Source organism: Halobacterium jilantaiense (assembly GCF_900110535.1).
Classification (GTDB): Archaea; Halobacteriota; Halobacteria; order Halobacteriales; family Halobacteriaceae; genus Halobacterium; species Halobacterium jilantaiense.
This window is the reverse complement of the sequence record NZ_FOJA01000001.1, coordinates 2,331,945-2,354,358: the sequence shown is the minus strand read 5'-3', so window position 1 is coordinate 2,354,358 and position 22,414 is coordinate 2,331,945. Positions and strand designations below refer to the sequence as shown.

The 22,414-nt window shown below is 66.9% G+C and carries 19 protein-coding genes; 11 read left to right on the top strand and 8 right to left on the bottom strand.

Annotated features, from left to right (window positions below):
* Window positions 1-97: 97 nt before the first annotated feature.
* The gene (locus tag BMW35_RS12260; protein WP_089669768.1) at window positions 98-1,111 is read left to right on the top strand and encodes a glycine betaine ABC transporter substrate-binding protein; all 1,014 of its coding nucleotides are present in this window, start codon (window positions 98-100) and stop codon (window positions 1,109-1,111) included.
* A gap of 4 nt (window positions 1,112-1,115) precedes the next feature.
* Window positions 1,116-3,554, top strand: a complete 2,439-nt coding sequence (locus BMW35_RS12255; RefSeq protein ID WP_089669766.1) for a methyl-accepting chemotaxis protein — start codon at window positions 1,116-1,118, stop codon at window positions 3,552-3,554.
* Between the two features lie 68 nt (window positions 3,555-3,622).
* On the opposite strand, the gene BMW35_RS12250 is transcribed toward BMW35_RS12255, so the two are convergent.
* Entirely contained in the window at window positions 3,623-5,287 is a 1,665-nt protein-coding gene (locus tag BMW35_RS12250; protein ID WP_089669763.1) for a methyl-accepting chemotaxis protein, read from the bottom strand.
* A complete protein-coding gene (locus tag BMW35_RS12245) occupies window positions 5,280-5,579 on the bottom strand; it encodes a hypothetical protein (RefSeq protein ID WP_089669760.1) in 300 nt (99 codons plus the stop codon). Before BMW35_RS12245 ends, BMW35_RS12250 begins: the two co-directional genes overlap by 8 nt.
* 174 nt (window positions 5,580-5,753) lie before the next feature.
* Between BMW35_RS12245 and BMW35_RS12240 the strand changes: the two genes are divergently transcribed.
* On the top strand, window positions 5,754-6,398 hold the full coding sequence (locus BMW35_RS12240; protein ID WP_089669758.1) for a helix-turn-helix domain-containing protein: 645 nt from the start codon (window positions 5,754-5,756) through the stop codon (window positions 6,396-6,398).
* Between the two features lie 122 nt (window positions 6,399-6,520).
* Complete coding sequence (locus BMW35_RS12235) at window positions 6,521-8,110, top strand: oleate hydratase (protein WP_089669756.1); 1,590 nt, start codon at window positions 6,521-6,523, stop codon at window positions 8,108-8,110.
* Window positions 8,111-8,126: 16 nt separating this feature from the next.
* Here BMW35_RS12235 and BMW35_RS12230 read toward each other — a convergent pair whose 3' ends face one another.
* From BMW35_RS12230 to BMW35_RS12220, 3 genes are all read right to left on the bottom strand, one after another.
* The gene (locus BMW35_RS12230; protein WP_089669754.1) at window positions 8,127-9,554 is read right to left on the bottom strand and encodes a DASH family cryptochrome; all 1,428 of its coding nucleotides are present in this window, start codon (window positions 9,552-9,554) and stop codon (window positions 8,127-8,129) included.
* A 96-nt stretch (window positions 9,555-9,650) separates the two neighbouring features.
* On the bottom strand, window positions 9,651-12,554 hold the full coding sequence (locus tag BMW35_RS12225) for a PAS domain S-box protein (RefSeq protein ID WP_089669752.1): 2,904 nt from the start codon (window positions 12,552-12,554) through the stop codon (window positions 9,651-9,653).
* Window positions 12,555-12,642: 88 nt separating this feature from the next.
* Window positions 12,643-13,461 carry a GNAT family N-acetyltransferase gene (locus BMW35_RS12220; RefSeq protein WP_089669750.1) on the bottom strand — a complete coding sequence of 273 codons (819 nt, stop codon included), beginning with the start codon at window positions 13,459-13,461 and terminating at the stop codon, window positions 12,643-12,645.
* 191 nt (window positions 13,462-13,652) lie between these two features.
* Between BMW35_RS12220 and BMW35_RS12215 the strand changes: the two genes are divergently transcribed.
* The 4 genes from BMW35_RS12215 (at window position 13,653) to BMW35_RS15920 (ending at window position 17,548) form a co-directional block, all read left to right on the top strand.
* Window positions 13,653-14,039 (top strand): DUF5789 family protein, encoded by a 387-nt coding sequence (locus BMW35_RS12215; protein ID WP_089669748.1) that lies wholly within the window; start codon window positions 13,653-13,655, stop codon window positions 14,037-14,039.
* 173 nt (window positions 14,040-14,212) lie between these two features.
* Window positions 14,213-15,211 carry an AI-2E family transporter gene (locus BMW35_RS12210; RefSeq protein ID WP_089669746.1) on the top strand — a complete coding sequence of 333 codons (999 nt, stop codon included), beginning with the start codon at window positions 14,213-14,215 and terminating at the stop codon, window positions 15,209-15,211.
* A gap of 80 nt (window positions 15,212-15,291) precedes the next feature.
* The gene (locus BMW35_RS12205; RefSeq protein ID WP_218138605.1) at window positions 15,292-16,053 is read left to right on the top strand and encodes a hypothetical protein; all 762 of its coding nucleotides are present in this window, start codon (window positions 15,292-15,294) and stop codon (window positions 16,051-16,053) included.
* A gap of 118 nt (window positions 16,054-16,171) precedes the next feature.
* Complete coding sequence (locus BMW35_RS15920) at window positions 16,172-17,548, top strand: hypothetical protein (RefSeq protein WP_089669744.1); 1,377 nt, start codon at window positions 16,172-16,174, stop codon at window positions 17,546-17,548.
* Between the two features lie 39 nt (window positions 17,549-17,587).
* Here BMW35_RS15920 and BMW35_RS12195 read toward each other — a convergent pair whose 3' ends face one another.
* Window positions 17,588-18,832, bottom strand: a complete 1,245-nt coding sequence (locus BMW35_RS12195; protein WP_089669741.1) for a hypothetical protein — start codon at window positions 18,830-18,832, stop codon at window positions 17,588-17,590.
* 22 nt (window positions 18,833-18,854) lie between these two features.
* Window positions 18,855-19,946 (bottom strand): GNAT family N-acetyltransferase, encoded by a 1,092-nt coding sequence (locus BMW35_RS12190; RefSeq protein ID WP_089669738.1) that lies wholly within the window; start codon window positions 19,944-19,946, stop codon window positions 18,855-18,857.
* A 532-nt stretch (window positions 19,947-20,478) separates the two neighbouring features.
* On the opposite strand from BMW35_RS12190, the gene BMW35_RS12185 reads away from it, so the two are divergent.
* The gene (locus BMW35_RS12185) at window positions 20,479-20,673 is read left to right on the top strand and encodes a cold-shock protein (RefSeq protein ID WP_089669736.1); all 195 of its coding nucleotides are present in this window, start codon (window positions 20,479-20,481) and stop codon (window positions 20,671-20,673) included.
* 218 nt (window positions 20,674-20,891) lie between these two features.
* Here BMW35_RS12185 and BMW35_RS12180 read toward each other — a convergent pair whose 3' ends face one another.
* On the bottom strand, window positions 20,892-21,176 hold the full coding sequence (locus BMW35_RS12180) for a translation initiation factor eIF-1A (RefSeq protein WP_089669733.1): 285 nt from the start codon (window positions 21,174-21,176) through the stop codon (window positions 20,892-20,894).
* A gap of 296 nt (window positions 21,177-21,472) precedes the next feature.
* Here BMW35_RS12180 and BMW35_RS12175 point away from each other — a divergent pair, with 296 nt between their 5' ends.
* Together BMW35_RS12175 and BMW35_RS12170 are read left to right on the top strand one after the other, a co-directional pair.
* Window positions 21,473-22,075 (top strand): hypothetical protein, encoded by a 603-nt coding sequence (locus BMW35_RS12175; protein WP_143052198.1) that lies wholly within the window; start codon window positions 21,473-21,475, stop codon window positions 22,073-22,075.
* Between the two features lie 131 nt (window positions 22,076-22,206).
* A complete protein-coding gene (locus BMW35_RS12170) occupies window positions 22,207-22,398 on the top strand; it encodes a hypothetical protein (RefSeq protein ID WP_089669730.1) in 192 nt (63 codons plus the stop codon).
* Window positions 22,399-22,414 lie beyond the last annotated feature (16 nt).

Sequence of the window (22,414 nt, the reverse complement as noted above, 5' to 3'; positions counted from 1 at the left end):
TCGAATTAGATTAATTTATCTTCGCCAGAGCTTCTGGTATCAGTAGTGATAGCACCGGCAGAGGGTTTTTTACTACCGTTGCAGAATCTCGGCCGTCATGCGTGAACAGAGACAGCCGCCGCTGCTGACGAATCGGCGGCAGCTGCTAGGGGCGCTAACGGCAGGGGGAACCGCGGCACTCGCTGGCTGCGTTGGTGGCGGCAGCGACACCAGTGAGGGCGGTGCTGACAGTGCCAGTGGGGACAGCGACGGTTCACTGTCGGTCGTCGTCAGTTCGAAGGGGTACACCGAACAGCTGAATCTCGGGTACGTCGCGTACGAGCTGCTCGCCAACAACACGAACGCGAATCTCGTGGACGAAACTGGACTCGGCGGGAACGCTGCACACGCCAAGGCGTACCAGTCAGGGGAGATACACGCGTACTACGACTATATGGGGTCGCTGTGGGCGTCACACCCGCCGCGACACGACGAAGCCGACTTCGAGACGCCGGACGAACAGTACGACGCACTGAAATCCGAGATGGAGTCCGAACACCCGATTCGGATTCTCGACCGTGCAGACTGGCAGAACACGTGGGCAGTGTTCGTCCGGGAGCGAGCAATCGAAGGGACTGGCATCGAGACCATCAGTGACCTCGCGGCACACGTCAACAGCGGGAATTACGGCATCAAGCCGGCGTTCGGGGACGGGTTCAGAGTCCGCAGTGACGGACTGGACGCCCTCTTCGACTACTACGGGTTCGACTCCCAGCAGGTGGCTCGCTGGGAGGATGAGAACGAATTCCTCGAAGCTGCGTCCGCACAAGCCGTCGGTACGGCTGTCGACGAGGAGTACGCAGACTTGGGGTTCGGATACAGCACGAGTGCCTGGCTGACTGAGGTCGAAGACATCGTATTCCTCGAAGACGACCGAAACTTCTGGCCGTTCTTCCACCCCGTCGGCGTGGTTCACGAGGACGTCGCGACAGACGCCGTCGTTTCGGCGCTGAATACGATGCCAGACGCGATCCCTGACGCAGCGACCATGCAGGAGCTGAACAGTCGCGCAAACGAGGTCGGGAGCCAGCAAGCGGTCGCCGACCATCTTCGAGCCGACGGCTTCATCTAAACAGATGCAGGACTCAACACAGTCGTCCGGAGACAGGAGCGACAAGGCGGCAGATGCAGCATCGACGGACACGTCGGGGCTGAGCCGCGTGAAAGACGTGGTAATGCTACCTGCTCGGTCGTACCTCGTGAAGTTCGCCGTGGCGCTGCTGGTGATTGTCGCGCTCATCGCGGCCGGCGGGTTCTGGGTGCAGGGGAACGCGACTGCGACACTCGAGGACGACACCGCACAGCAGCTCGTGCAGGAAGTCGAGTCCGAGTCCGGCCTGTTGAACGAGTGGCTGGAACGCAACGAGCGCCCGGTCCTCATTGCGTCTAACAGTCCGACACTCGGACTCGATTCGACAGCCGCGGACCAGCAAGCGTACGTGGAGAAGATTGCTGCGAACGAGCTACAGGCCGACCGCGTCGCAGCGGTTCATCTTGCAGACCCGACTGTTGGTGGTGCTAGTGAAGCCGCAATCGTCGCGAGTACCGACGACGAACTCCGGGGCACGAACGTCTCGTCTAGTTCTCACCCGTGGGTCGACCGAACGCGGTCGATCGGCCGTGACTCGGTCCTCTCTACGAATCCGTACGCGAACGCTGACGGACAGCGAGTCGTCAGTTCGATGAGCGTCGCCGCGGACTTCACGCACGTACTCGTCGTCGAGTACGACGCGGGCGACCTCAGTAACCAGTTCAGTGCCGGCATCGATGGAACGTTCACGCAAGTCGTTCGGCCGACGTCAGATTCGACGGAGGTGTTGTTCTCGGACGCCGGGACAGACACCGTCGGCCAGCCGTACGCCGGCAACCGAACGCAAGCCGACATCCCGGAGATCAGCACGGCGGCGCGGAACGGGACGTTCACAGACGCGCCGACGAAGAACGCCGTCCTCGACGAGAAGTACGTCGCTGCGTACGCGACCATCCCCGGAACGAACTGGGTCGTCGTCAAGCACGCACCAGCGGAGAACGCGTTCGCGCTGAGCGAGCAGATTCGCAGCAACATCCTCGTGTTCATCCTCGTCGCGCTCGTCGGGGTCGTGGTCGTCGGCGGGACGATCGGCCGGAACACGGCAACGTCGGTACAACGCCTCTCTGAGGCGGCGACAGCCATCGAGCACGGCGAGTACGATGTCGACGTTGCGAGTTCACGCCGCGACGAAATCGGCCAGCTGTCGACCTCGCTGGGGAGTATGCGTGACGCGCTCGTCTCGAAGATCGACGAGGCCGAGAGCGCCCGCGAGCAAGCGACCGCCGCCCAGCAGGAAGCCGAGGAGGAGCGCGCTCGGGCCGAGGACGAACGCGAGCGCGCCCGGGAAGCCAAAGAGACCGCTGAGGCGCTGGCAACGGAACTCGAACAGCAGGCCGAGACGTACAGCGAGGTGATGGCGGCGTGTGCGGACGGCGACCTGTCACAGCGCATGCCGGAGGACGAGGCGGACAACGAGGCGATGGCTGCCATCGCGGCGTCGTTCAACGACATGCTCGCCGAGTGGGAGCGAACCATCGTCGACATCCAGGAGTTCGCCGACGCCGTCGCGACGGCCAGCGAGGAAGCCGAGGTCGGCGCGGCCGACGCGGAGCGGGCGAGCGGCCAAGTGAGTGAGTCCGTTCAGGAGATTGCGGGCGCTGCCGACGAGCAACGCGACATGCTCGATACGGTCTCGGAGGAGATGACCGACCTGTCGGCGGCCATCGAGGAGGTGGCGGCGTCCGCTGATTCGGTCGCGGAACACTCCCACCAGACGGCCGAGATTGCGCGAAGCGGCGAGTCGACCGCGCAGCAAGCCATCGAGCGGTCGCGGACCGTCCAGTCTGCAATCGACACGACCGTCGAGAACGTCGAGCAACTCGACGAGCAGATGGCGGAAATCAGCACGATTGTCGAGTTGATTTCGGACATCGCGGAGCAGACGAACATGCTCGCGCTGAACGCGAACATCGAAGCGGCGCGAGCGGACAAGTCCGGCGACGGCTTCGCCGTGGTCGCCGACGAGGTCAAGGACCTCGCCGAGGAGACGCAGGCGTCGGCAAACGATATCGAGGAGGTCATCGAGGAAGTCCAGACGCAGACGCAGACGACCGTGGAGGAAGCTAGGAGCGCAGAGCAGTCGATGGAGGAAGGCATCGAGGCAGTCGAGGAAGTCGTGTCGGCGTTCACTGAGGTGGCGGGCCACGCCGAGGAGACCGACAGTGGCGTTCAGGAAATCAGCGACACCACTGACGACCAGGCCGCCAGCACCGAGGAAGCGGTGTCGATGACCGAGGAGGTCGCGGACCTCAGTGAGTCCACTGCTGGGGAGGCCCAGAGCGTCTCTGCTGCGGCAGAGGAGCAGGCGGCGTCGATGTCGGAGATTACGGGTAGCGTCGAGTCGCTGAGCGATCGCGCCGAGCAACTCGAAACGCTGCTATCGAAGTTCGACGTCGAAGAGCACAGAAACACCGGCCGCGAGTAGCCGTCGTCCGGAGTCGGGCTCGCGGCCTCGTCTGTTGACGCCGGACTGTCTGGCGGCGTCCGGTCGGGTTAGTCAGTTCGCCGCGGTGCCGTGTTCGCGCCGTCCTGTGGCGTGTCTTCGTCGGTCTGGTGGACCGTCCCGCTGACCTCGACACGGAACTCGTTCAGTCGCTCGTTGAGCGTGTCGGCCTGATTGGTGAGCGACTGGAGACTGCTCGTCACTTCCGTAATCGACGCCGTCTGCTCCTCGGACGCCGCGGAGACGTTCTCCGCGCGGTCGGCCGTCGCCTGACTGATTTCGGCGATGTCGTCGATGTTCGCGACGACGCGCTCGGACCGCTCGGCTTGCTCGTCCATCGCTTGGCTGATCTCCTGGATACCGTTGCGGGTCTCTTTGACGTTCGTCGTCACCTCGCCGAAGGCGTCGACCGTCTGCTCGACGGCGGCCGCGCCGTCGTCGACGCGCTGTTCGGCGACGCGAATCTCTTCGACGGTCGTCTCCGTCTGCGTCTGGACTTCCTCGATGAGTTCTGCGATGTCTTCGGCGGAGCGCTGGGTTTCGGTCGCGAGGTCTTTGACTTCGTCGGCGACCACGGCGAACCCGTCGCCGTCACCGGACCCGCCGTTCCCCGATCCGGCCCGCGCCGCTTCGATGTTGGCGTTCAGCGCGAGCATGTTCGTCTGCGCTGCGATGTCACTGATGAGCTCCGCGATGTCGTCGATCTCCGTCGTCAACTGGTCGAGTTCTTCGACGTTCCGCACGGTCGTCTCCATCGTGTTCTGGACAGATTCGATGGCTTCGATCGCGTCTTCGGCTGTCTGCTCGCCGTCGACAGAGATGTCCGCGGTGTCGCTGGCGGTGTCGGCGACACTCTGTGCGGTCGCCGCGACCTCTTCGACGGTGGCCGAGTGGGAGTCCATCTCCTCGGCGACGGCTTCGAGTTGTTCGCGCTGGTCGTCGGTGCCGGCCGCAATCTCCTGGACGGACTGACTGACGGTTTCGCTCGCGTCCTGTATCTCTTTCGCGCCGGCCGTCGCCTCCTGGCTGGCGGTCGTGACTTCCGTCGAGAACCCCTGGATCTCGGCGATTGTGCGCTCCATCGTGGTCAGCATCTCGTTGACAACTGCGGCCACCTCGGCGATTTCTTCGTTGTCCGTCGTGGTCTCGACTCTCGCCGTGAGGTCGCCGTCCGAGGCTGCTTCGAGCGTCGAACCGACTTCCATCGCTTGTGCTTCGAGGTCGTCGGCGAGGCGCTGGATCTCCTCGCTCTGCTCGCGGGCCTCCTCTTTGGCTGCTTCGGCTTCGGCTTGCTGCCGTTTCGCTTCGGCTTTCTGCTGTTCGGCTTCCTCGCGCGCTTGCTCTGCTTCGCGACGTTTCGCTTCGGCTTCCTCCCGGCGCTGCGCTCGCTCCTCGACGAGTGTCTGCATGTCTTCGACGATGGCGAGTGTCGCCGTCCCGCCAATTGCGAACACAGCGACCGTCGCGGTCATGATCGGTCCCGTTGCGAGGTTGAAAATCTCGGTGGCGACGCCGGCTTTCTCCAGCATCAGCGAGATCGTCCACGTCACGCCCAGCAGTGACGCGAAGCTGAACGCCATCCAGAAAGCGGCTTCCGCCTCACTGTCTCGGTAGTTCCGGTACCCGAGCGTGGCCGCTGCGGCGAAACTCAGCGCCCCCACAGCGTCACCGAGGGGTGCGACGACTGTGTCTACGAAGACCGCGATGTCAACCATCGGTGACCTCCGATGTCTGCCGTTCGACGATGTCCTGTCGCCGCTGGTAGGCTGCGAACAGGAACGTGATGCCAGCGAGCCCGATACCGACGACGTGTTCCGTGACGTTCAACACGACCGGCAGTACCACGGCTTCGAGATTCGTCGCAATCATGCCGACGACGAGCAGGAGGTAGCCAGCAGTGAACCACTTTGTCTCGTCTTTGTACTGACTCAGGACCGGTAACAGCCCGAGTACAGCGACTATCAACCCAACCACTTCCAGCACGCCGAACGCCCCTAGGCTAGCCATACAATTGCGGAAAGGATAGCCGGAACCACTAACCTTTCTCTAACTATATAATTTCGAACCAAGAACGGTATCGTAGTTTCCATAGTACACAGTAAATGTACTGTATCATCCCGATACTGGCCAGTGAGAATCACCCGACCGTGTTTTACCCTCCGTGTACTCGGAGTGACCCACATGGGTCTCGTCTGTGAGTTCGAACTGGAGTCCTCGGACCTGCCGCTGTGTGACACGGTCGACGAGCTCGACGCAGTACTCACCGTCGACAACGTCGTCTCCGGGACGAGCGGCCGACCCGCGCTCGTGTTCTCCGCGACCGGCGTCGACCCGGAGGCACTCGAAGACGCCTTGCGTCGGGACGACTGCGTCGTTGAGTTCACTGCTATGGACTCGGGCGTCGTCGAGTCGCGGTATCGGGCCGTCATCGACACGGCCTACGTGGAGATGTACGCGGAACTCGTCGACCGAGAGACGTACCCGATGGGCGCGCTCGTGACGGCGCACGGGTGGAAAGTGAGCACGCAGTTCGCGGACCGGGCGGACCTCGAAGCGTTCCGAGACATCTGTCAGGCGAGTAGCCTCACCTTTTGCCCGCACCGGCTGTGTGAGACCGAGCACGGCGGTGACGACTACGGACTCACCGTCCCGCAGCGGGAGGCGCTGCTGGCGGCGCGCCGCCGGGGGTACTTCGACGTGCCCCGGACGGCGGACCTCGCAGACGTGTCCAGCGAACTCGACGTGACGCCGTCGGCGCTCTCGGAGCGGCTGCGCCGCGCCACGCGGACGCTCGTCGACAACACGGTCGCCAGCTCCGAGCGATGACGGCGAACCTGGCAGCGACCCGCCGAAATCCCCGAACACGACACCCGTTATAAATTGCTGGACATATGTCGGGAACGGGTATCGGTGTCACGAGCGTACCGTGACGTGAGGAGGCCCCGACAATGACAATCCACGAGCAACCCCACGTCGCAGACCGGCACGCCCACTTCGTCGGTGGCGGCATCGCCTCGCTCGCCGGCGCAGCGTTCCTCGTCCGCGACGGGAACATGCCCGGCGAGAACATCCACGTCTACGAGAAACTCGACGTCACCGGCGGCGCGATGGACGGTGCCGGCGACCCGGACGAGGGCTACCTCATCCGGGGCGGCCGGATGTTCAACTACCCGACCTACGAGTGTACGTGGGACCTCTTCGAGACGATTCCGTCCCTCGAAGACGACTCGCGGTCGGTGAAGGACGTGATGGACGAGTTCAACGACGCGAACCCCTCGCACGCGAAGACGCGGCTGATGCACGAGGGCGACCGAATCGACGCCTCGAAGTACGGGCTGACAGACCAGCACCGGCAGTCGCTGGTCCGGTTGCTGCTCACATCCGAGGAGCAACTCGGGGACACGCGCATCGAGGAGTGGTTCGACGAGTCGTTCCTGGAGACGAACTTCTGGTACGTCTGGGCGACCATCTTCGCGTTCCAGCCCTGGCACAGCGTCGCGGAAGTCCGGCGGTACATGTACCGCTTCCTCCACGAGTTCCCCCAGTTGCACAGCATGGAGGGCATCGACCGGACGAAGTACAACCAGTACGACTCGATGATTCTCCCGCTGCGGCGGTGGCTCGAAGACCGCGGCGTCAACTTCGAGTACGGCCACGAGGTGACGGACATGGACATCGTGCCGGCGCAGAGCGGCCGCACCGTCGAGCGCATCCACTGCGAGACAGACGACAGGACCGAGACGGTGGACGTGGACGCGTCGGACCTCGTGTTCATGACAAATGGCTCGATGACCGACGGGTCGTCTATCGGCGGAATGGACGAGGCACCCGACGTGAACGAGACCGGCGCATCCTGGGAGCTGTGGAAGTCCATCGCGGAGGACAATCCGCAGTTCGGGAATCCGTCGGTGTTCGCCGACAACGTCACGGAGACGAAGTGGGAGTCGTTCACCGTCACCCTGCACAACACCGAGCTGTTCGACCACATCGTCGACTTCACCAACGAGGAGCCGGGCAACGGGCTCGTCACGTACCTCGGGTCGAACTGGCTGCTGTCGACGGTCGTCGCCGCCCAGCCGCACTTCGCGAACCAGCCGGACGACGTGAAGGTGTTCTGGGGGTACGCGCTGTTCCCGGACCGGGAGGGGAACTACGTGGAGAAGCCGATGTCCGAGTGCACCGGCCGCGAGATTCTGGAGGAGCTGTGTTACCACCTCCAGTGCGAGGACCGGCTCCCCGAGATACTCGACGACGTGACGTGCATCCCGGCGATGATGCCGTTCATCACGGCGCACTTCCAGCCCCGCGAGCCCGGTGACCGGCCCGAGGTCGTGCCGGACGGGTCGAACAATCTGGCGTTCCTCGGGCAGTACGCCGAACAGCCGCGGGACGTGGTGTTCACGGTCGAGTACTCCGTACGGTCGGCGATGACCGCCGTCTACGAGCAACTCGACCTCGACGAGTCCGTACCGCCCGTCACGAAACACTACCGGGACCCGGACGTGCTCGCGGAGGCCGTTCGCGCGGCCTACCGCTGACTCGGCCGGAGCAGGGTCACGCGTCCCGGAGTTCGTCGTACCGGGCCTCGATGTCTAGCATCGGCTCCGGGTAGTCGACGCCCAGTTCGACACCGTACTCGACCTGCTCGTCGGCAGCCATCCGCCACGGGCGGTGTGCGTACTCCGGGGGCAGCGAGGACAGCTCCGGGAGCCACGTCGTCACGTACTCGGCGTCGTCGTCGTAGTACTCGGCCTGCGAGAGCACGTCGAAGAAGTCGTCCCGGGAGTCGTTGCCGACGCCGGCCTGGTACGCCCAGTTCCCCCAGTTCGACGCGACGTCGTAGTCGACGAGGCGCGCCTCGAAGTAGGCCGCGCCCCACCGCCAGTCGACGCCGAGCGCGTCGGTGAGGAAGGAGGCGACGTTCTGGCGGCCCCGGTTCGACACGTACCCCGTCTGGGTCAGTTCCCGCATGTTCGCGTCGACGAACGGCACCCCGGTCTCGCCGTCTATCCACCGCTGGAACGCCTCGCGGTCGCGGTCCCACTGTCTGTCCACGTCCCGGATGCCGGTCGGCGTGAAGAACGCGCCGCCGTGTTTCTGGAACTGGAACTGGAAGAAGTCCCGCCACAGCAACTCGAACACCAGCCAGTACGTGTCCTCGTTTTCGACCCGGTCGGCCTCGTAGCGCTGGACTTCGGCGTGAATCCACCGCGGTGACAGGCAGCCCGCCGCCAGCCACGGCGAGACCTTCGAGGAGTAGTCCGCGCCCAGCAGCCCGTTCCGGGTCTGCTTGTACTCCCGGAGGTGGTCGCCGTCCCAGACGTAGTCTTCGACCCGGCGTTTGCCGGCCGACTCGCCGCCCTCGAAGTGCAACACGGCGCGGTCGTCGGTCGGCGGGTCGACGACGCCCAGGTCGGACTGCGTCGGAATCGGGCCGGGGTCGAGGTCCGGCGTCCGAATCGCCTCCGGGGCCGACACCAGGTCCCGGATTTCGCCGTCGCCTTCGACGGTCTGCCGCCAGGGCGTGAACGTGTCCTCGATTCGGTCGCAGGGCGTCGGCAGGTCCGAGACGTGGTACAGCGTGTGCGTCCACCGCTGCTCGAAGCTGACGCCCTCGGGGAGCGCCGCCTCGACGGCGTGCGCTCGCGCTCGCTCCTCGGTCGCGGGCTTCGTCTGCGCGTAGACGGCGTCGGCGTCGGTTCGCCGAGCCAGCTCCGAGAGGAGTTCCTCGGGGCGGCCGCGCCGCACGAGCAACTCCCCGCCGCGGTCCCGAATCGACTCGCGGAGGTCCCGGACGCTCTCGCGGCGGAACTGCGTCCGGTGCGGGCCGCACTTCGCCGTCCCGTACCGCGTCTCGCGGCGGTCCCGCGGGTCGAACACGTACACCGGAACGACCGCGTCAGCGGCGTCGACGGCGTCTGTGAGCGTCGCGTTGTCCGTGACCCGGAGGTCGTCCCGGAACCAGACGACAGCGGTTGCCATGCAGCGGGTACGGAGCGGGTCGGCAAGTAGCTGTTCCAGCGCGACAGCGAGCGACAGCGGCGTGGGCACCGATCGGCCGCTATCGACCGGGTCGTGTCACGCGCTCGTCGCGCTGTCTGCGCGCGGGAGTTCGACGACGAACGTCGCGCCGCCGTTCTCGTTGTCCTCGACCCACACGGCCCCGTCGTAGCGGTTGACCAGCGTCCGCACGAGGTACAGCCCGAGCCCGGTGCCGTCGCTGTCTATGCCCCGCGCCCCCTCGTCGAAGATGACGTCCTTGCGGTCGTCGGGGATTCCCCCGCCGTTGTCCGCAATAGACACCCGGACGCAGTCCTCGAACTCCGTCGTCGAGAGCCGGATTTCGGGGACGTCGGCGTCGTTGTGGAGAATCGCGTTCTGGAGGAGGTTCCGGAAGACGGAGCCGAGCATGTCGTCGGCCAGCACCGGCGTGTCCGACAGCGACCCGTCGGTCGTGACCAGGACGCTGCGGTCGCTGGACTGGACGTCGTCGATGCGGTGCTGGAGGACGCGCTGCAGGTTCGTCCGCGACAGGTCGGTCTCTGCCTGCAACAGCAGTTCCGTCACCTCCCGCGCGGACGTCGTGATGTCGATGGCTTCGCGGGCGGCGTTCACCACCGGCTCCAGGTACTCGACGCCGTCGTCGTCGACGTGGTCTTCGAGGAACTCGGCGTAGCCGACCACGATGTTGAGGCTGTTCCGGATGTCGTGGCGAACGATCTGATTGAGGATGTTGAGGTTGTCCCGCTGGGTCTCGAGCTGGCGCTCGTAGGTTTTGAGGTCCGTGATGTCGCGGGCGTAGCCGAGGACCGCCGTTTCGTCCCGGCCCGCGACCGTGTAGGGAATCTTCGTCGTGCGGAAGAGGCGGGTCTCCCCGTCGGCGGTCGTCAGCTCCTCCTCGGGAATCTCGAGCGGTTCGCCGGACTCCATGACGCGGCGGTCGTCCTCCTGGAAGTCAGTCGACTCGTCGGCGTCCGGGAGAATGTCGCGTTCGGTCTTTCCCTCGACGGCGTCCGGCTCCATGCCGTAGGCCTCGGCGGTCGTCTCGTTCGCGAGGAGGTAGACGCCGTTCTCGTCCTTGGCGAACAGCAGGTCGGGAACTAGGTCGATAATTTGGCGGAGCTCCTCGCGGGTCTGTTCGAGCGTCTTCTCGTACTCCTTGCGCTCGTCGATGTCGAGGTGGATGCCGACGGCCCGCAGCGGAGTCCCGTCCTCGTCGCGCTCGACGACCTTCCCGGCGTCCCGAATCCACTTCCAGTCGCCGTCGGTCGTCCGCATCCGGTGCTCGCAGTCGTACAGCTCCGTCTCCCCCTCCATGTGGGGAGTCAGCGCCGCCTCGACCCGCTCCATGTCGTCCGGGTGGACTCGCTCCTCCCACGTGTCGAGGTGGGGGTCGACCTCGTCGGGCGACAGCCCGAGCATCGTCGCCCAGCGGTCGTTGAACGCGACTCCGTCGGTCTCCACGTCCCAGTCCCAGATGCCGAGGTTCGCGCCCTCGACGGCGAGGTCGAGGCGCTCTTTCGTCTCGCGGAGTTCGCGCTCGCTGGCTTTCCGGTCGGTGATGTCCTGGAAGATGCCGATGGCACCAGTCACGGCACCGTCGTCGTCGAACTGCGGTTCGGCGACCGCCCGGACCCACCGGGTCTCGCTGGCCTGCGTCCGGATGCGGAGCTGCACGTCGTAGGGCTCGCCGTCCGTCCGCAGTCGCTCGAAGGCGTCCGTAATCGTCTCCCGGTCGTCCGGGTGGTAGAACTCGATCGCGTCCGCCAGCGTGACGTCGGCGTCGGGCGTCAGTCCGTGAATGCGGTACACTTCGTCGGTCCAGCGCAGCGACTCGCTCGGGAACTCCACCCCCCAGCCGCCGATGGACGCGCTCTCCTGGGCGGTCTCGATGAACTCTCGGCTGCGTTCGAGTTCCCGCTCGCGGGCCACCCGCTCGGTCACCTCGCGGTCCACGGCGATGAACTGCTCCGTCCCGTTGACCGTCACCTTGTTGACCCAGATTTCGACCGGGAACACCTCGCCGTCGCCCCGGCGGTGTTCCCCCTCGACTTTGAGCACGTCGCCCTCCGCCATCTCCGCCCACATCGCCTGGAGTTCCTCGCGGTCGTAGCCGACCTCGAACTCGGCGACGTTCATCGAGAGCAGGGTCTCGCGGTCGATGCCGAGCGTGTCGCATTCGGTCTGGTTCGCGTCGAGCACCGCCCCCTCGGCGTCGTGGATGACGATGCCGTCGGGCGAGTTGTCGAACAGGACGCGGAGCCGCGTGCGCTGGCGTTCAAGCTGGCGTTCGCGGCGTTTCCGCTCGGTGACGTCGCGGCTCGTGCAGACCAGCCGGTCGCCCTCGACCCGCGAAAGCGTGACCTCGTGCTCGACGCTGCTGCCGTCCCGCTTTGTTCCGACCGCCACTCCCCGCCACTGGCCGTCCCGCTCGATGGCCGGGAGGACGGTCTCCTCGAGGCGTTCGACCGCGTCGCCCTCGTACAGCCGCCGCCAGTCGCTGCCAAGCAGTTCGTCGGCCGCGAAGCCGAACGTGTCCGCGTAGGCCCGGTTCACGTAGACGAACTGCCCGTCGTCGAGCACGGCGATGCCGTCGTCGGCCGCGTCCACGGCGTCAGAGAGCCCGTCCACCGGCTGCTCGGGGGCCTCGTTCAGCCGCACGGTGAGTCCGTCCCGGAACGGGAACGCGCGGACGCGGAACCACGCCTCCCGCGGTTCGGCGTACGTCTCGAACGAGACGTCCGCTCCGTCCGCCATCGCCCGTTCGAGCGCGTCGGGGGCGCTGGCGTCGAATCGCTCGCGCAGCACGCCCCACGCCGATTCGCCGACCAGCGACGCGCCGTCCCGGCCGAGGAGCGCCGCTGCGGGTTCATTGACGAACACCACTCTGCCGTCGCCGTCGACCGCGAACAGCGGTTCGTCGATACTGTCGAGTACGTCTGTCGCTGGCGCTGTCGACCAGCACTGGTCCCTTGCATCCATCTCAGTTCCCACGGTCTGTGATGGTTCCTAGAGAGGAACCAGTCTGTATTGACTGTTCGGGCCAGCGCCGGTGTGGCGGCCGCCGCCCTCAGAGGTACGAGTCGTCGTAGGCGTCGCTTGACCGCTCGGCGTGGTCGTTCCCGCAGTCCGGGCACTCCAGGCGCTCGGTGTCGTCCATCGTGACGTCCAGCGACCCGCAGTTCGCGCAGTAGTAGCCGTAGCGGTCCTCGCGGCTGTCGTCCGTGTACACGACGAAGAACGGCGCGTCGGTCCCGGACTCGCGTTCGTCGCGCGCGACGACCACCGACTGGCCGTCCTCGGTGGTGGCCGTCGTCGTCCCGTCCTCGGTCTCCGTGCCGGGGAGGTCGTCGCCGCCCGCGTCGCCGGGCTGTTCGTCGTCGCCGGCGTCGACCGTCGACGGGTCGGCGAACACGACCTCGACGAGCGACTCGTCGCCGACCGAGAGGTCGCGCTCCTCGGCGTGCTCCAGACCGAAGCGTTCGAAGAACTGGCCGCCCTCCGTGTTCGCGTCGAGGACGGTCGCCCGGAGCGTCGACGCGCCGGCGTCCCGCAGCGCCTCGCGCATCGACTCGAACAGCGCCGTCCCGACGCCCCGCCCGCGGTGCTCGGGGTCGACGAACAGCCACGACAGTTCGCCGGTGTCGCCGTCGACGACGCCCTCGACGTAGCCGACGACCGCCTCCCCTTCGATGTTCTCGCCGCGCTCCGCGACGCGCACGAGCGTCGTCTCGCCGTCCAGTTTCTCCGACACCGCGTCGCCGCCGAACTCGCTGTCGACGATGCGGTCTATCTGCTGGGGGCTGAGGCTGTGCGACGCGGTCATCGAACTCTCCACGACGTCCGCGATGCGTTCCGCGTCGTCGGCCGTCGGCTCTCGGAGGTCCATGCGTGGACGTTCGTCGGTGACACAGATAAGTAACGGGCGCGTTAGCCCGTCTGAACCCCTATAACGACATTTGTGCCGTTACTCCGCCTGCACTCGCAGGCCGTTCAAGTGAAATCGAGAGATGAGGCTCTCTAGCGGCTCTCGCGGCCGCAACAGGCCTTTTCGGGTTGTAGGCCGAACGGCTACAGGCTATGCCCGAGGACGACACCGACATCGGCAGCGTGCAAGACAACGCCAGAGAGCGCCAGCACGAGCGCAGCGAGCACGTCGAAGACATCCTGAACGGGGTTGACGGCCTGCTCGACGAGGACAAGTACCCGACCACGAGCGAGGAGCTCGCCGTCGAGTACGCGGACGAAGCCATCGACCTCCCGAACGAGACGGAGAGCCTCGGCAGCGTCTTCGACCGGCTGGTCGACGAGCGCTTCGAGACCCCGGCGGAGGCCCGCGAAGTGCTCTACAGCGAACTCACCGGGCCGGCGGACACCGGCGACGAGTACAGCGAGGGACGCGACCTCGAACGGGTGGACGACGCCGACAGCGAGGACGTCACCGACAGCGGCGCGTCGGACGTGTAGCGACGCTCGACACCCGCTCCGGAGGGCGGCGGTAGCGCCGACACCCGCCGTTCGGTCGCCCCGGCTCGTGCGCGCTACTTCGGGTCGCTCGGTAGGGCGGTCCGACCGCAGGCGCGTCCGGTCGACGTTGCGTTCTTCCGACAGTACTACGTCGTGGCCGTCGTCGCCCCCGTATGGACAGCGCCCGCGCCCTCCTGCTGGCAGTCGCCGCCGTGTTGCTCGCGCTCGCCGTCGCGTTCGTGCTCCCGTTCCTCGATTTCTTCCTGCTGGCCGTGCTGCTCACGGTCGTCTTCCTGCCCATCCAGGAACGCCTGGAGCGCCGGCTGCGGCCGACGGTCGCCGCCACCACCATCGTCGTCGTGGCGTCCGTCACCGTCGTGTTGCCGCTGCTGTACGTCGTGCGGGCGGCGGCCGCCGACGCCGTCGACCTCTACCGCGCGGCCAGCGCGGGCGACGTGTCGTTCGCGGGCGTCGAAGCCCAGATTCGGGCGGCGACGGGCGTGAGCGTCGACATCGGGAGCCAGCTGCAGGCGGCGGTCGGCGGCATCGAAGTCGGGAGCGTCGTCTCCGTCTTCGGCGTCCTCACGCACGCGCTCATCGGGCTCGGGCTGACGCTGTTTCTGCTGTTCTACTTCCTGAAGGACCGCGAGGATTTCCTCTCGTGGGTGCGCACGCGCGCCCCGCTCCCGGACACCGCACACGACAGGCTGGCAAGAGAACTCGACCGCATCCTGAAAGCAGTGCTCGTCGGTCACGTCTTCGTCGCCGTCGTTCAGGGGCTGCTCGCCGGCATCGCGCTGTTCGCGACCGGCATCCCGAACGCGACGTTCTGGACGGTCGTGATGACCGTGCTCTCTCTGCTGCCGGTCGTCGGCTCGTTCCTCGTTTGGGGGCCGGCCGCCATCTACCTGTTTGCCACCGGAGACACCGCGGCCGCCGCCGGCCTGGTCGTCTGGGGGACCGTCGTCGTCGGCGTCTCCGACGACTACCTCCGCCCCATCGTGGTCGACCGGTACGCCAAAGTCAACCCCGCGGTCATCATCGTCGGCGTCCTCGGTGGTATCTACGTCGTCGGCGTCATGGGCATCTTCTTCGGCCCGGTCCTCATCGGGATGCTGCGGGCGACCATCGACGTACTCGCCGAAGAGTTCGGGCCGACAGCGTCCGCCTGACCGACCGACCGCGACCCCTGTTCCTGTCGGCGGCGTGACGCGCGGCGAGCGATTAATGTAGTCCTACCCGCTTCGGCCACGTGCGAAACTGCGTCCTACTCGCCGGCCGCGCCGGCGGGACCGCCACAATGTTCGGCACCGACGACCCGAGAACGCGCGGGCGACACGTCCGACAACTCCCCGGTAGCGGCGGCACCGGCGACGTCGTTCTCGCCGGCGTGGTCCACGACCACCCGGCCAGCGCACACCGCGTGCGCACCGTCGTCGAAGCGACCGACCCCGACGTGCTGGCGCTGGAGTTGCCGCCGCTGGCGGTGCCGCTGTTCGAGCGGTACGCCGACGACGGCGGCGTGTCCGCGTCCGGCGAGGAGATGAGCGTCGGCGTCCGGGCGGTCGACGCGGCCGACGTCGTCGGCATCGACGGCCCCTCCCTGGGGTTCCTGGCTCGGCTCGCCCGGACGCTCCGCCGGAGCGACCCGTCGCTGTCGACGGTTCGGACCGTCCTGCGAGCCGTCCTGTCGGTGAGCGCGCACGCGGTGGCGTGCAGGGCCGCGGCGCTGCTCGGCGCTCCGACCGCCGCCGGGCTCGCCGTCGACGCGCCCGTCGAACACGACGTCGACAGCGAGGACGCGCCCGAGCGACAGGCCGACGACGAACAGCGCCAGATTCGGCAGGCGCGGGCCGTCCTCGGCGCGTTCGGGAAGGCCGACCCGGTACGGGTCCGAGACGAGACCCGGGAGAGACACATGGCCGACCGGCTCGCGGCGCTCCGCGAGCGCGGCGACGTGGTCGCGGTGGTCGGCGTCGACCACCTCGACGGACTGGTCGCCGGCCTCGCGTAATCGCCACGCGTTCCGACCGCGACGCGTCGTCGGGCAGACGACGACACCGCCGGGACTGGTTATACACCCGGAGGGTGCAAGCACCCCGTTTAGTCGCCTTCCCGGCGTTGTCTCTGCCATGGCGCGTTCGGAGTTCACGACAGACCGAGACGACGTAGAGCGATGGGCGGAGAGCCACGACGCGGTACCAGTCCGGGAGGCGGGTCGGGTCGAACTCGTCCCCGAGAACGAGACGACGCCCGACCAGGAGCGCATCGACTGGGACGCCTTCCACCACTACGTCGACGACAACGACCAGGTCGTCATGTACCACGGTGAGACCAGCGACCGGCAGCCGTTCGAGATATCGAACCGGACGGACGCCCTGGACCGCGCCGAGTTCGAGGAAGCCCACGACCGCGACCAGATAGAGAACCGGCTCCTCGAAGGCGAGACCATCGAGGGGACCGTCACCGAGACGACGGTCGTGACCGAGACCGTCGTCGAGGAGACGACCCTGGAGAGCGAGATTGTCGACCAGGACGTCGTGGACCGCCACGTGACCGACGTGGAACTGCTCGACCGCGACTGCCGGTCCTGCAGCGTCGAGAGCGACACGGGCGTCGTCGACCGGGACGACTGGGTCGACACCGACCGGTTCGTGCTCGCCGACGACGAGGTGGCGACCGGGCAGCGCGAGGAGTACGACCAGTCGCCGTACGACGTCACGGTCGAGGTCGACGAGCGCTGGCGGGTGACCATCGACGAACGGGAGCGCTACACGGTCGAGACGCGAATCACCGACGTGGACGTCGCGGAGTCCGAGACGGTCGACAGCAAGGACATCGAGACGCAGGTCGACGTCGACGCCGTCCACGACCAGCTGCTCCGGACCATCGACCTCGACCACGACGAGGACACCGAGGTCGTCGACACCGAGACCTACGACATCGACAGCGAGTTCACGGAGAACGACCGCATCACGACCTCGCTGACCTCCCACCGCACCGTCCAGAAGGAGGTCGCCGAGCAGTGGGAGCTCGCGACGGACGTCGTCGCGGGCGAACTGCGCTCCCGGGAGACCCTCGACGAGACGGTGATGCACAGCGGGCTCGCCGAGCGCGACGGCGCGATGGGGGCAGTCGGCGAGACCGAACAGACGACGACCGCGGGCGAACCAGCGGGGGCTGGCGCGAGCGCCGCCGGCGCGACGGACACCGACCACATCGGGAGCGACGACGTGGACGTCCGGCTGGAGCCCCAGGACGACGACGTCGGGAAGCCCGTCGTCGTCGCCACCGGCGACCAGATCGGGATGGTCACCGAGGTGGAGGGCGACACCGTCTACGTCGACCCCCACCCCGGCATGACGGAGAAGATCATGGCGAAACTCGGCTGGGGCGACCGCGACGACGACGACCTCCCGCTGGCGTCCGACCGCATCGCCGCCATCACCGACGACGACGTGCGGCTGACCGGCGACTACGACGAGGAGACCCTCGAAGAGATTCGGTAGTCACGTCGGTCCGGTCGGCACGCAGTCGAGGACTGACACTCACGGCCGCCGCGCGAACAGCGCGAGGTGGCCGACGATGGCCGGGTCTTCCAGACCGCCGGCGAGCGCGCCCGACAGCACGCCGACGGTGCTGATGAACGCGGCGGTGCGCACCAGGTCGACGACGCCGACGGTGGGCTCTTCGAGGCTCGGCCAGTTCGACATCAGGTTCGGCGGGAACACGGCCAGCTCGATGACGAGCATGACGGTCCCGACGAGCGCGAACAGCCCGACCATCGCGAACACGAGCACGAGAAACACCGTGACGTTCACCAGCGCGGTGTGCTCGGTGACGACCCGGTGGCGCTTCCGGGGGAAGGAGAGATTCTGCGAGAACAGGAGGTAGAGCGCGGCAGCGAGGACGCTCGCGACGGCGAACAGCGCCGCCGTCGCGTTCCCCATGTGGAAGCCGACGTCCCAGGACTCGGCGCTGAAGACGATGACGAGCGTCGGCGCGAGCGCGGCCGTCGACAGCTTCGGCAGCGACAGCGGCAGCAGCGGCGCGCGGCTGTCAACGAGCGCGCGCAGCACACGACCGGGATTCCCGGCGGCGCTCGCAGCGTGGAACGCCAGCCGGCCGAGGCGACCCCAGGGTTCGGCCTCGTCGGCGGGAATCTCGTCGGCGACCCGGTGGAGGTCGCGGGCCACGTCGGCGTCGAACCGCGGGACAGACCGCCGGTCGGGGTCGAAGTCGAACGGTTCCATCGCGCCGCCGTCGCCGTGTCGCGCGCCGAGCAGATGGCCCACAAGGTGGACGAGCAGCGTCGCGGCGTTCCAGCGCACGGCCGCGTCGTCCAGCGACCGGCGTGGGTCCCCGCGCGGCGCGCTGCGGAGGTGGCGCGTGGAGACGACGGCGACCCGCGCGAGCGGGGACGCCAGCCCGGGGACGACGCGCTCCCTGCTGGAGACGAGTGCGACGTCCGTCACGACGACGACGAGGTCGTAGGGACCCTCGACCATCCGCTGGGTGGCGCGGTCGAGGAACTCCGAGGGGCGACGGCGACTGTGGTCTGCGAGCCGGCTGGCGGGCTCCATGTGGCACCGCCAGGCGACGTCGGTCGCCGACGCGAGTTCGGCCACGGCGTCTCCGCAGGCCCGGTGCGCGAACGATTCGAGGCGGTCCGGGTCGGTGCCGGGCGCGTGCGCGACGAGCACTCCGACGTCGACCCGGCGGTCGCTGGCGTCCTCGCCGGCCGACGCAACGAGTGTCGGCGCGTCGGCACGGCGCTGTGCGGCGTCACTCATGTCGAAGCCACGCGAGCCCGCGTCACGCGTCCCGGAGCGCGCGAGCGCGGTACCGGTCGCGTGCGGCCTCGAACAGCGGCCACACGACGGCGCTCTGGCCCTTCTCCCAGTGCAACAGTGGCACCGCGTCGGCACCGTACTTCGACTTGAAGCGGAAGATGGAGTTGTCGAAGTGCGCGCCGGTCTTGTCGAAGCTGTACGCATCGAACCCCGCCGCGATACCCCACTCGATGGCCGCGGCGTGCAGCAGTTCGGACGGCATCGACTCGTAGCAGGCCTCGTCGGGGATGGCCGACAGCCAGTGGACGAGCACGGACTGCTCGGTGTCGAGCAAGTGGACGTACCGGCCGACCGGCTCGCCGTCGACGACGGCGGTGAACACCCGCACGCGGTCGCCGAGCTCGTCGGCGACGGCCGCGAGAAACGACTCCGGGAGCGCGTTCCCGCCGACGCGCGCCATGTTCCGCTCGTAGGCCTCGTAGGTCCGGTCGAGGTCGTCGCCGAGGCGACGGACTTCGACCTCGTAGTCCTGGTCTCGGGCGTCCCTGACGGCCTTCCGTCGCTCCTTGTCCATGCCGGCGAGAACCGCGTCCCACGACCGGTCGATGTCGAGGACGAGCAACGCGACTTCTGCGGAGAGGTCGTAGCCGCGCGCGGAGAGGTACTGGCCGTAGCGGACGTTCCCGAGGTCGTGGGTGGCGATGCGGTGGTAGAGCACGCGGTCGTGGCAGGCGGCCTCCAGCGCGTCGAAGAGGCGGTCGACGTTCACCGCCTCGTTCGAGGAGACGACCGGGCCGCCGTACCCGGGTTCGCCCGACAGCAGCACCGTGACGTCCAGCGCGTCGACGACGGCGTCGGCTGCCTCGTGGGGGAGGTCGAGACCGGTCGCGAACGCCGGTGCGAGCGCCACGGGGTTCGAGTCCTTCGTGACGAGCGCGTGACGGGGCGCGTGGTCCATGCCCGCTTCGACCGCCGCGAGCCACTCGTGGCGGTGGAAGAGGCTCCCGCGGTCGGACTGGGTCACGAGGTTGTTCCACTGGTTCCGGCCGACGTCGTGGATGCTCGACAGTACCGTCGCGCCGTGCGCGTCGTCGCTGGGCGTCCCCGCTGCCATGCTACGAGACACCGCTCTGACTCCCTTCGTTATTCCAGTCATTCCGAGCGGGCTGGCGGCCCGGTGCGCTGGGGTCGGTGTCCGGCGACGGAGCCAGTCAGAGCGGCGGGTGCCAGCGGCGCGCGTAACGCGGTCTTACTCGCTGCTCGGCTCCGAGTCGCCGCCGCGAGGCCGTCGCCAGCGCCGACAGGCGGCGGATATGCCCCCTCGGTCGCGACACTCGGACTGGATAACGGTGGCCGTAGCGGCCGGTGTGGCGGCGCTTGGTGGACGCCGCGCGGCGCGAACACCCGCCCGTCGCAGGGTCGGTACTGAGCGCGACGACCGCCGAGATTCAGCGTGGCCGGACTGGCGATTCCTCGGAAAGACGGTGGAATTCTGGAGAAGCACGCCAGTTAACGGCTCACCGCCGACCGTATGGTGTACAAAGACACGATTTTCGGTGGTTCAACAGACGTTCGTCTACTGTTCGCCAGCTCTGCTTGACGAATGCGGCACCCTTTTATGTGTGTCCGGCGTTTCTCCGGTCGCAATGGCAGAAGGTAAGGTCGACTTCTTCAACGACACTGGCGGCTACGGTTTCATCGAGACTGAGGACGCGGACGAGGACGTTTTCTTCCACATGGAGGACGTCGGCGGCGAGGATCTCACTGAAGGCACCGAAATCGAGTTCGACATCGAGCAGGCCGACAAGGGCCCGCGAGCGACGAACGTCGTTCGCCTGTAACTCGGACTTCCACTACGAACGAACTGCGGTTTTTTCGGCGGCGCTACCCGACTAGCGGCGCGTTTGGTGACGAGCGGCGGCCGACCGGGCCGCGACGCAAAATTCGAGACCTGGCAGCGGCCGTGCTGTCGGCGTCGAGTCCGGAAGTCAGTGCAGCGCCGTCGCTCGGGAGTCAGAAATACTGGTGCGTGCGCCCGTGACGGCGGGTCGCGACGCGATTACTCGATGTGGCCTTCTTCGCGGAGCTGGTCCGCGTCCTGGTCCGAGTACCGCCACTCGACGTTGGCCTTCTCGTCCTGCCAGTCCCACGGCTCCGCGAGGACGACGTCGCCCTCGTTGATCCAGGTCCGGTACTTCATGCGGCCGGGGATGCGGCCCATGCGTTCCTCGCCGTCTGCGCACTGCAGCGTTACGTGGTTCCCGCCGTCGTGCCGCTTGACGACCGCAAACACCTCGTCGTCGTTGGGCATCCGGAGGTTCCGGCGCCCTGTCTCGTCGCTCACACCACTGCTACGAACCCACCACAGTAAAAGGGCGTGGTACGCGTGGTAGCGCGAGACAGCCGCCGCCAGTTATCACCGAACGGAATTGTGGCAGAAAATATAACACAAGTGCCGGGGAGCCACGGTGCATGGAACTCTTGAATGGGCTCCTGTCGTTGGTTCGGGGGGACGACCGTGGCGGTGCTGGTGACAACCATCAGAGCCACGGCAGGCACTGGACGACCGTCGTCGCAGAAGACGAGTGGCCTCATCGCGTGGAATCACTCACGGACCGCCCGAGAGAAGACGGAGAGCCCGTGAACAGCGACCGCGAGGGCGTGATGGGGTACCGCTACGACGACGGGCCAGTCGGCGTCCGCACAGTGACCAGAACAGGGGACACCGTGACGGCGTACCCAGTGTTGTCGGGAAGCCAGCAGACATTCTACGCGGGTGGACTCGAAGAGTGGGAGAACGGCGTGGAAGCTTGGATACACGGAGAGTTCGGGCCGGCGTCACTGGGACTGTTCCCGACAAACTTCTTCGAACGGGAGCGGGACGCGTTCGGCGGCGAACGTGAGGTGTCGGTGGCAGCGTTCCTCTACGACGCCGGACCGCGCGAAGAGGACACAGTATCGACGGACGCCGGCAAGTTCGACATCTCCGAGATGGCGGCGATACTTCCAGTCGACGAGGGCGCGCCCGACGACTACCACATCCAGACAGTAGTCGAGGACGTGACGAAGGTGGAGAACACGCTCTTCGAGGGATACGTGCTAGAAGCGCCGCTCTTCCGAAATCCAGAGGACGGGGATGTCACAGCACAACTCTTTCTCGGGTCTCACCTTGCGGGCACGTACGAGCCTGAAATTGGAGACGGCCTCGTCGGTTCGGGCTGGCTGCAGGCGCGGTTCCTGTGAGCGACCACACATACAACATGAACTTTTATGATATATGGGGTCAGAGATGAAGACACTCCGATGCACCACGCCGCTCGTTCAGTCACCGCCACCGCGTCGACTTCCGAATCACTTGGTCCAGCCATCACCGAATGAAGACCGCAACAGAACGAGTCGAAGCACCCGAGCCCAGCCTCCCACCCGTCGACGCCCCCACTGACAGCGACCCGCCGAGCACTGACGTCTCCTGGGTCGACCGCTGCCAGCGACAGTTCGGCGACGACGACCGCCGCCTCCGCAATCTCGCCGACGACGAGAACTGCGCGTTCTACGACGGCGTCTGACCCGTCGACACGCCAC

Bases quoted from the DNA above. Each gene is read 5' to 3' on its own strand.
- BMW35_RS12260 (WP_089669768.1), top strand. From the start codon at position 98: ATGCGTGAACAGAGACAGCCGCCGCTGCTGACGAATCGGCGGCAGCTG.
- BMW35_RS12255 (WP_089669766.1), top strand. From the start codon at position 1,116: ATGCAGGACTCAACACAGTCGTCCGGAGACAGGAGCGACAAGGCGGCA.
- BMW35_RS12250 (WP_089669763.1), bottom strand. From the start codon at position 5,287: ATGGTTGACATCGCGGTCTTCGTAGACACAGTCGTCGCACCCCTCGGT.
- BMW35_RS12245 (WP_089669760.1), bottom strand. From the start codon at position 5,579: ATGGCTAGCCTAGGGGCGTTCGGCGTGCTGGAAGTGGTTGGGTTGATA.
- BMW35_RS12240 (WP_089669758.1), top strand. From the start codon at position 5,754: ATGGGTCTCGTCTGTGAGTTCGAACTGGAGTCCTCGGACCTGCCGCTG.
- BMW35_RS12235 (WP_089669756.1), top strand. From the start codon at position 6,521: ATGACAATCCACGAGCAACCCCACGTCGCAGACCGGCACGCCCACTTC.
- BMW35_RS12230 (WP_089669754.1), bottom strand. From the start codon at position 9,554: ATGGCAACCGCTGTCGTCTGGTTCCGGGACGACCTCCGGGTCACGGAC.
- BMW35_RS12225 (WP_089669752.1), bottom strand. From the start codon at position 12,554: ATGGATGCAAGGGACCAGTGCTGGTCGACAGCGCCAGCGACAGACGTA.
- BMW35_RS12220 (WP_089669750.1), bottom strand. From the start codon at position 13,461: ATGGACCTCCGAGAGCCGACGGCCGACGACGCGGAACGCATCGCGGAC.
- BMW35_RS12215 (WP_089669748.1), top strand. From the start codon at position 13,653: ATGCCCGAGGACGACACCGACATCGGCAGCGTGCAAGACAACGCCAGA.
- BMW35_RS12210 (WP_089669746.1), top strand. From the start codon at position 14,213: ATGGACAGCGCCCGCGCCCTCCTGCTGGCAGTCGCCGCCGTGTTGCTC.
- BMW35_RS15920 (WP_089669744.1), top strand. From the start codon at position 16,172: ATGGCGCGTTCGGAGTTCACGACAGACCGAGACGACGTAGAGCGATGG.
- BMW35_RS12195 (WP_089669741.1), bottom strand. From the start codon at position 18,832: ATGAGTGACGCCGCACAGCGCCGTGCCGACGCGCCGACACTCGTTGCG.
- BMW35_RS12190 (WP_089669738.1), bottom strand. From the start codon at position 19,946: ATGGCAGCGGGGACGCCCAGCGACGACGCGCACGGCGCGACGGTACTG.
- BMW35_RS12185 (WP_089669736.1), top strand. From the start codon at position 20,479: ATGGCAGAAGGTAAGGTCGACTTCTTCAACGACACTGGCGGCTACGGT.
- BMW35_RS12170 (WP_089669730.1), top strand. From the start codon at position 22,207: ATGAAGACCGCAACAGAACGAGTCGAAGCACCCGAGCCCAGCCTCCCA.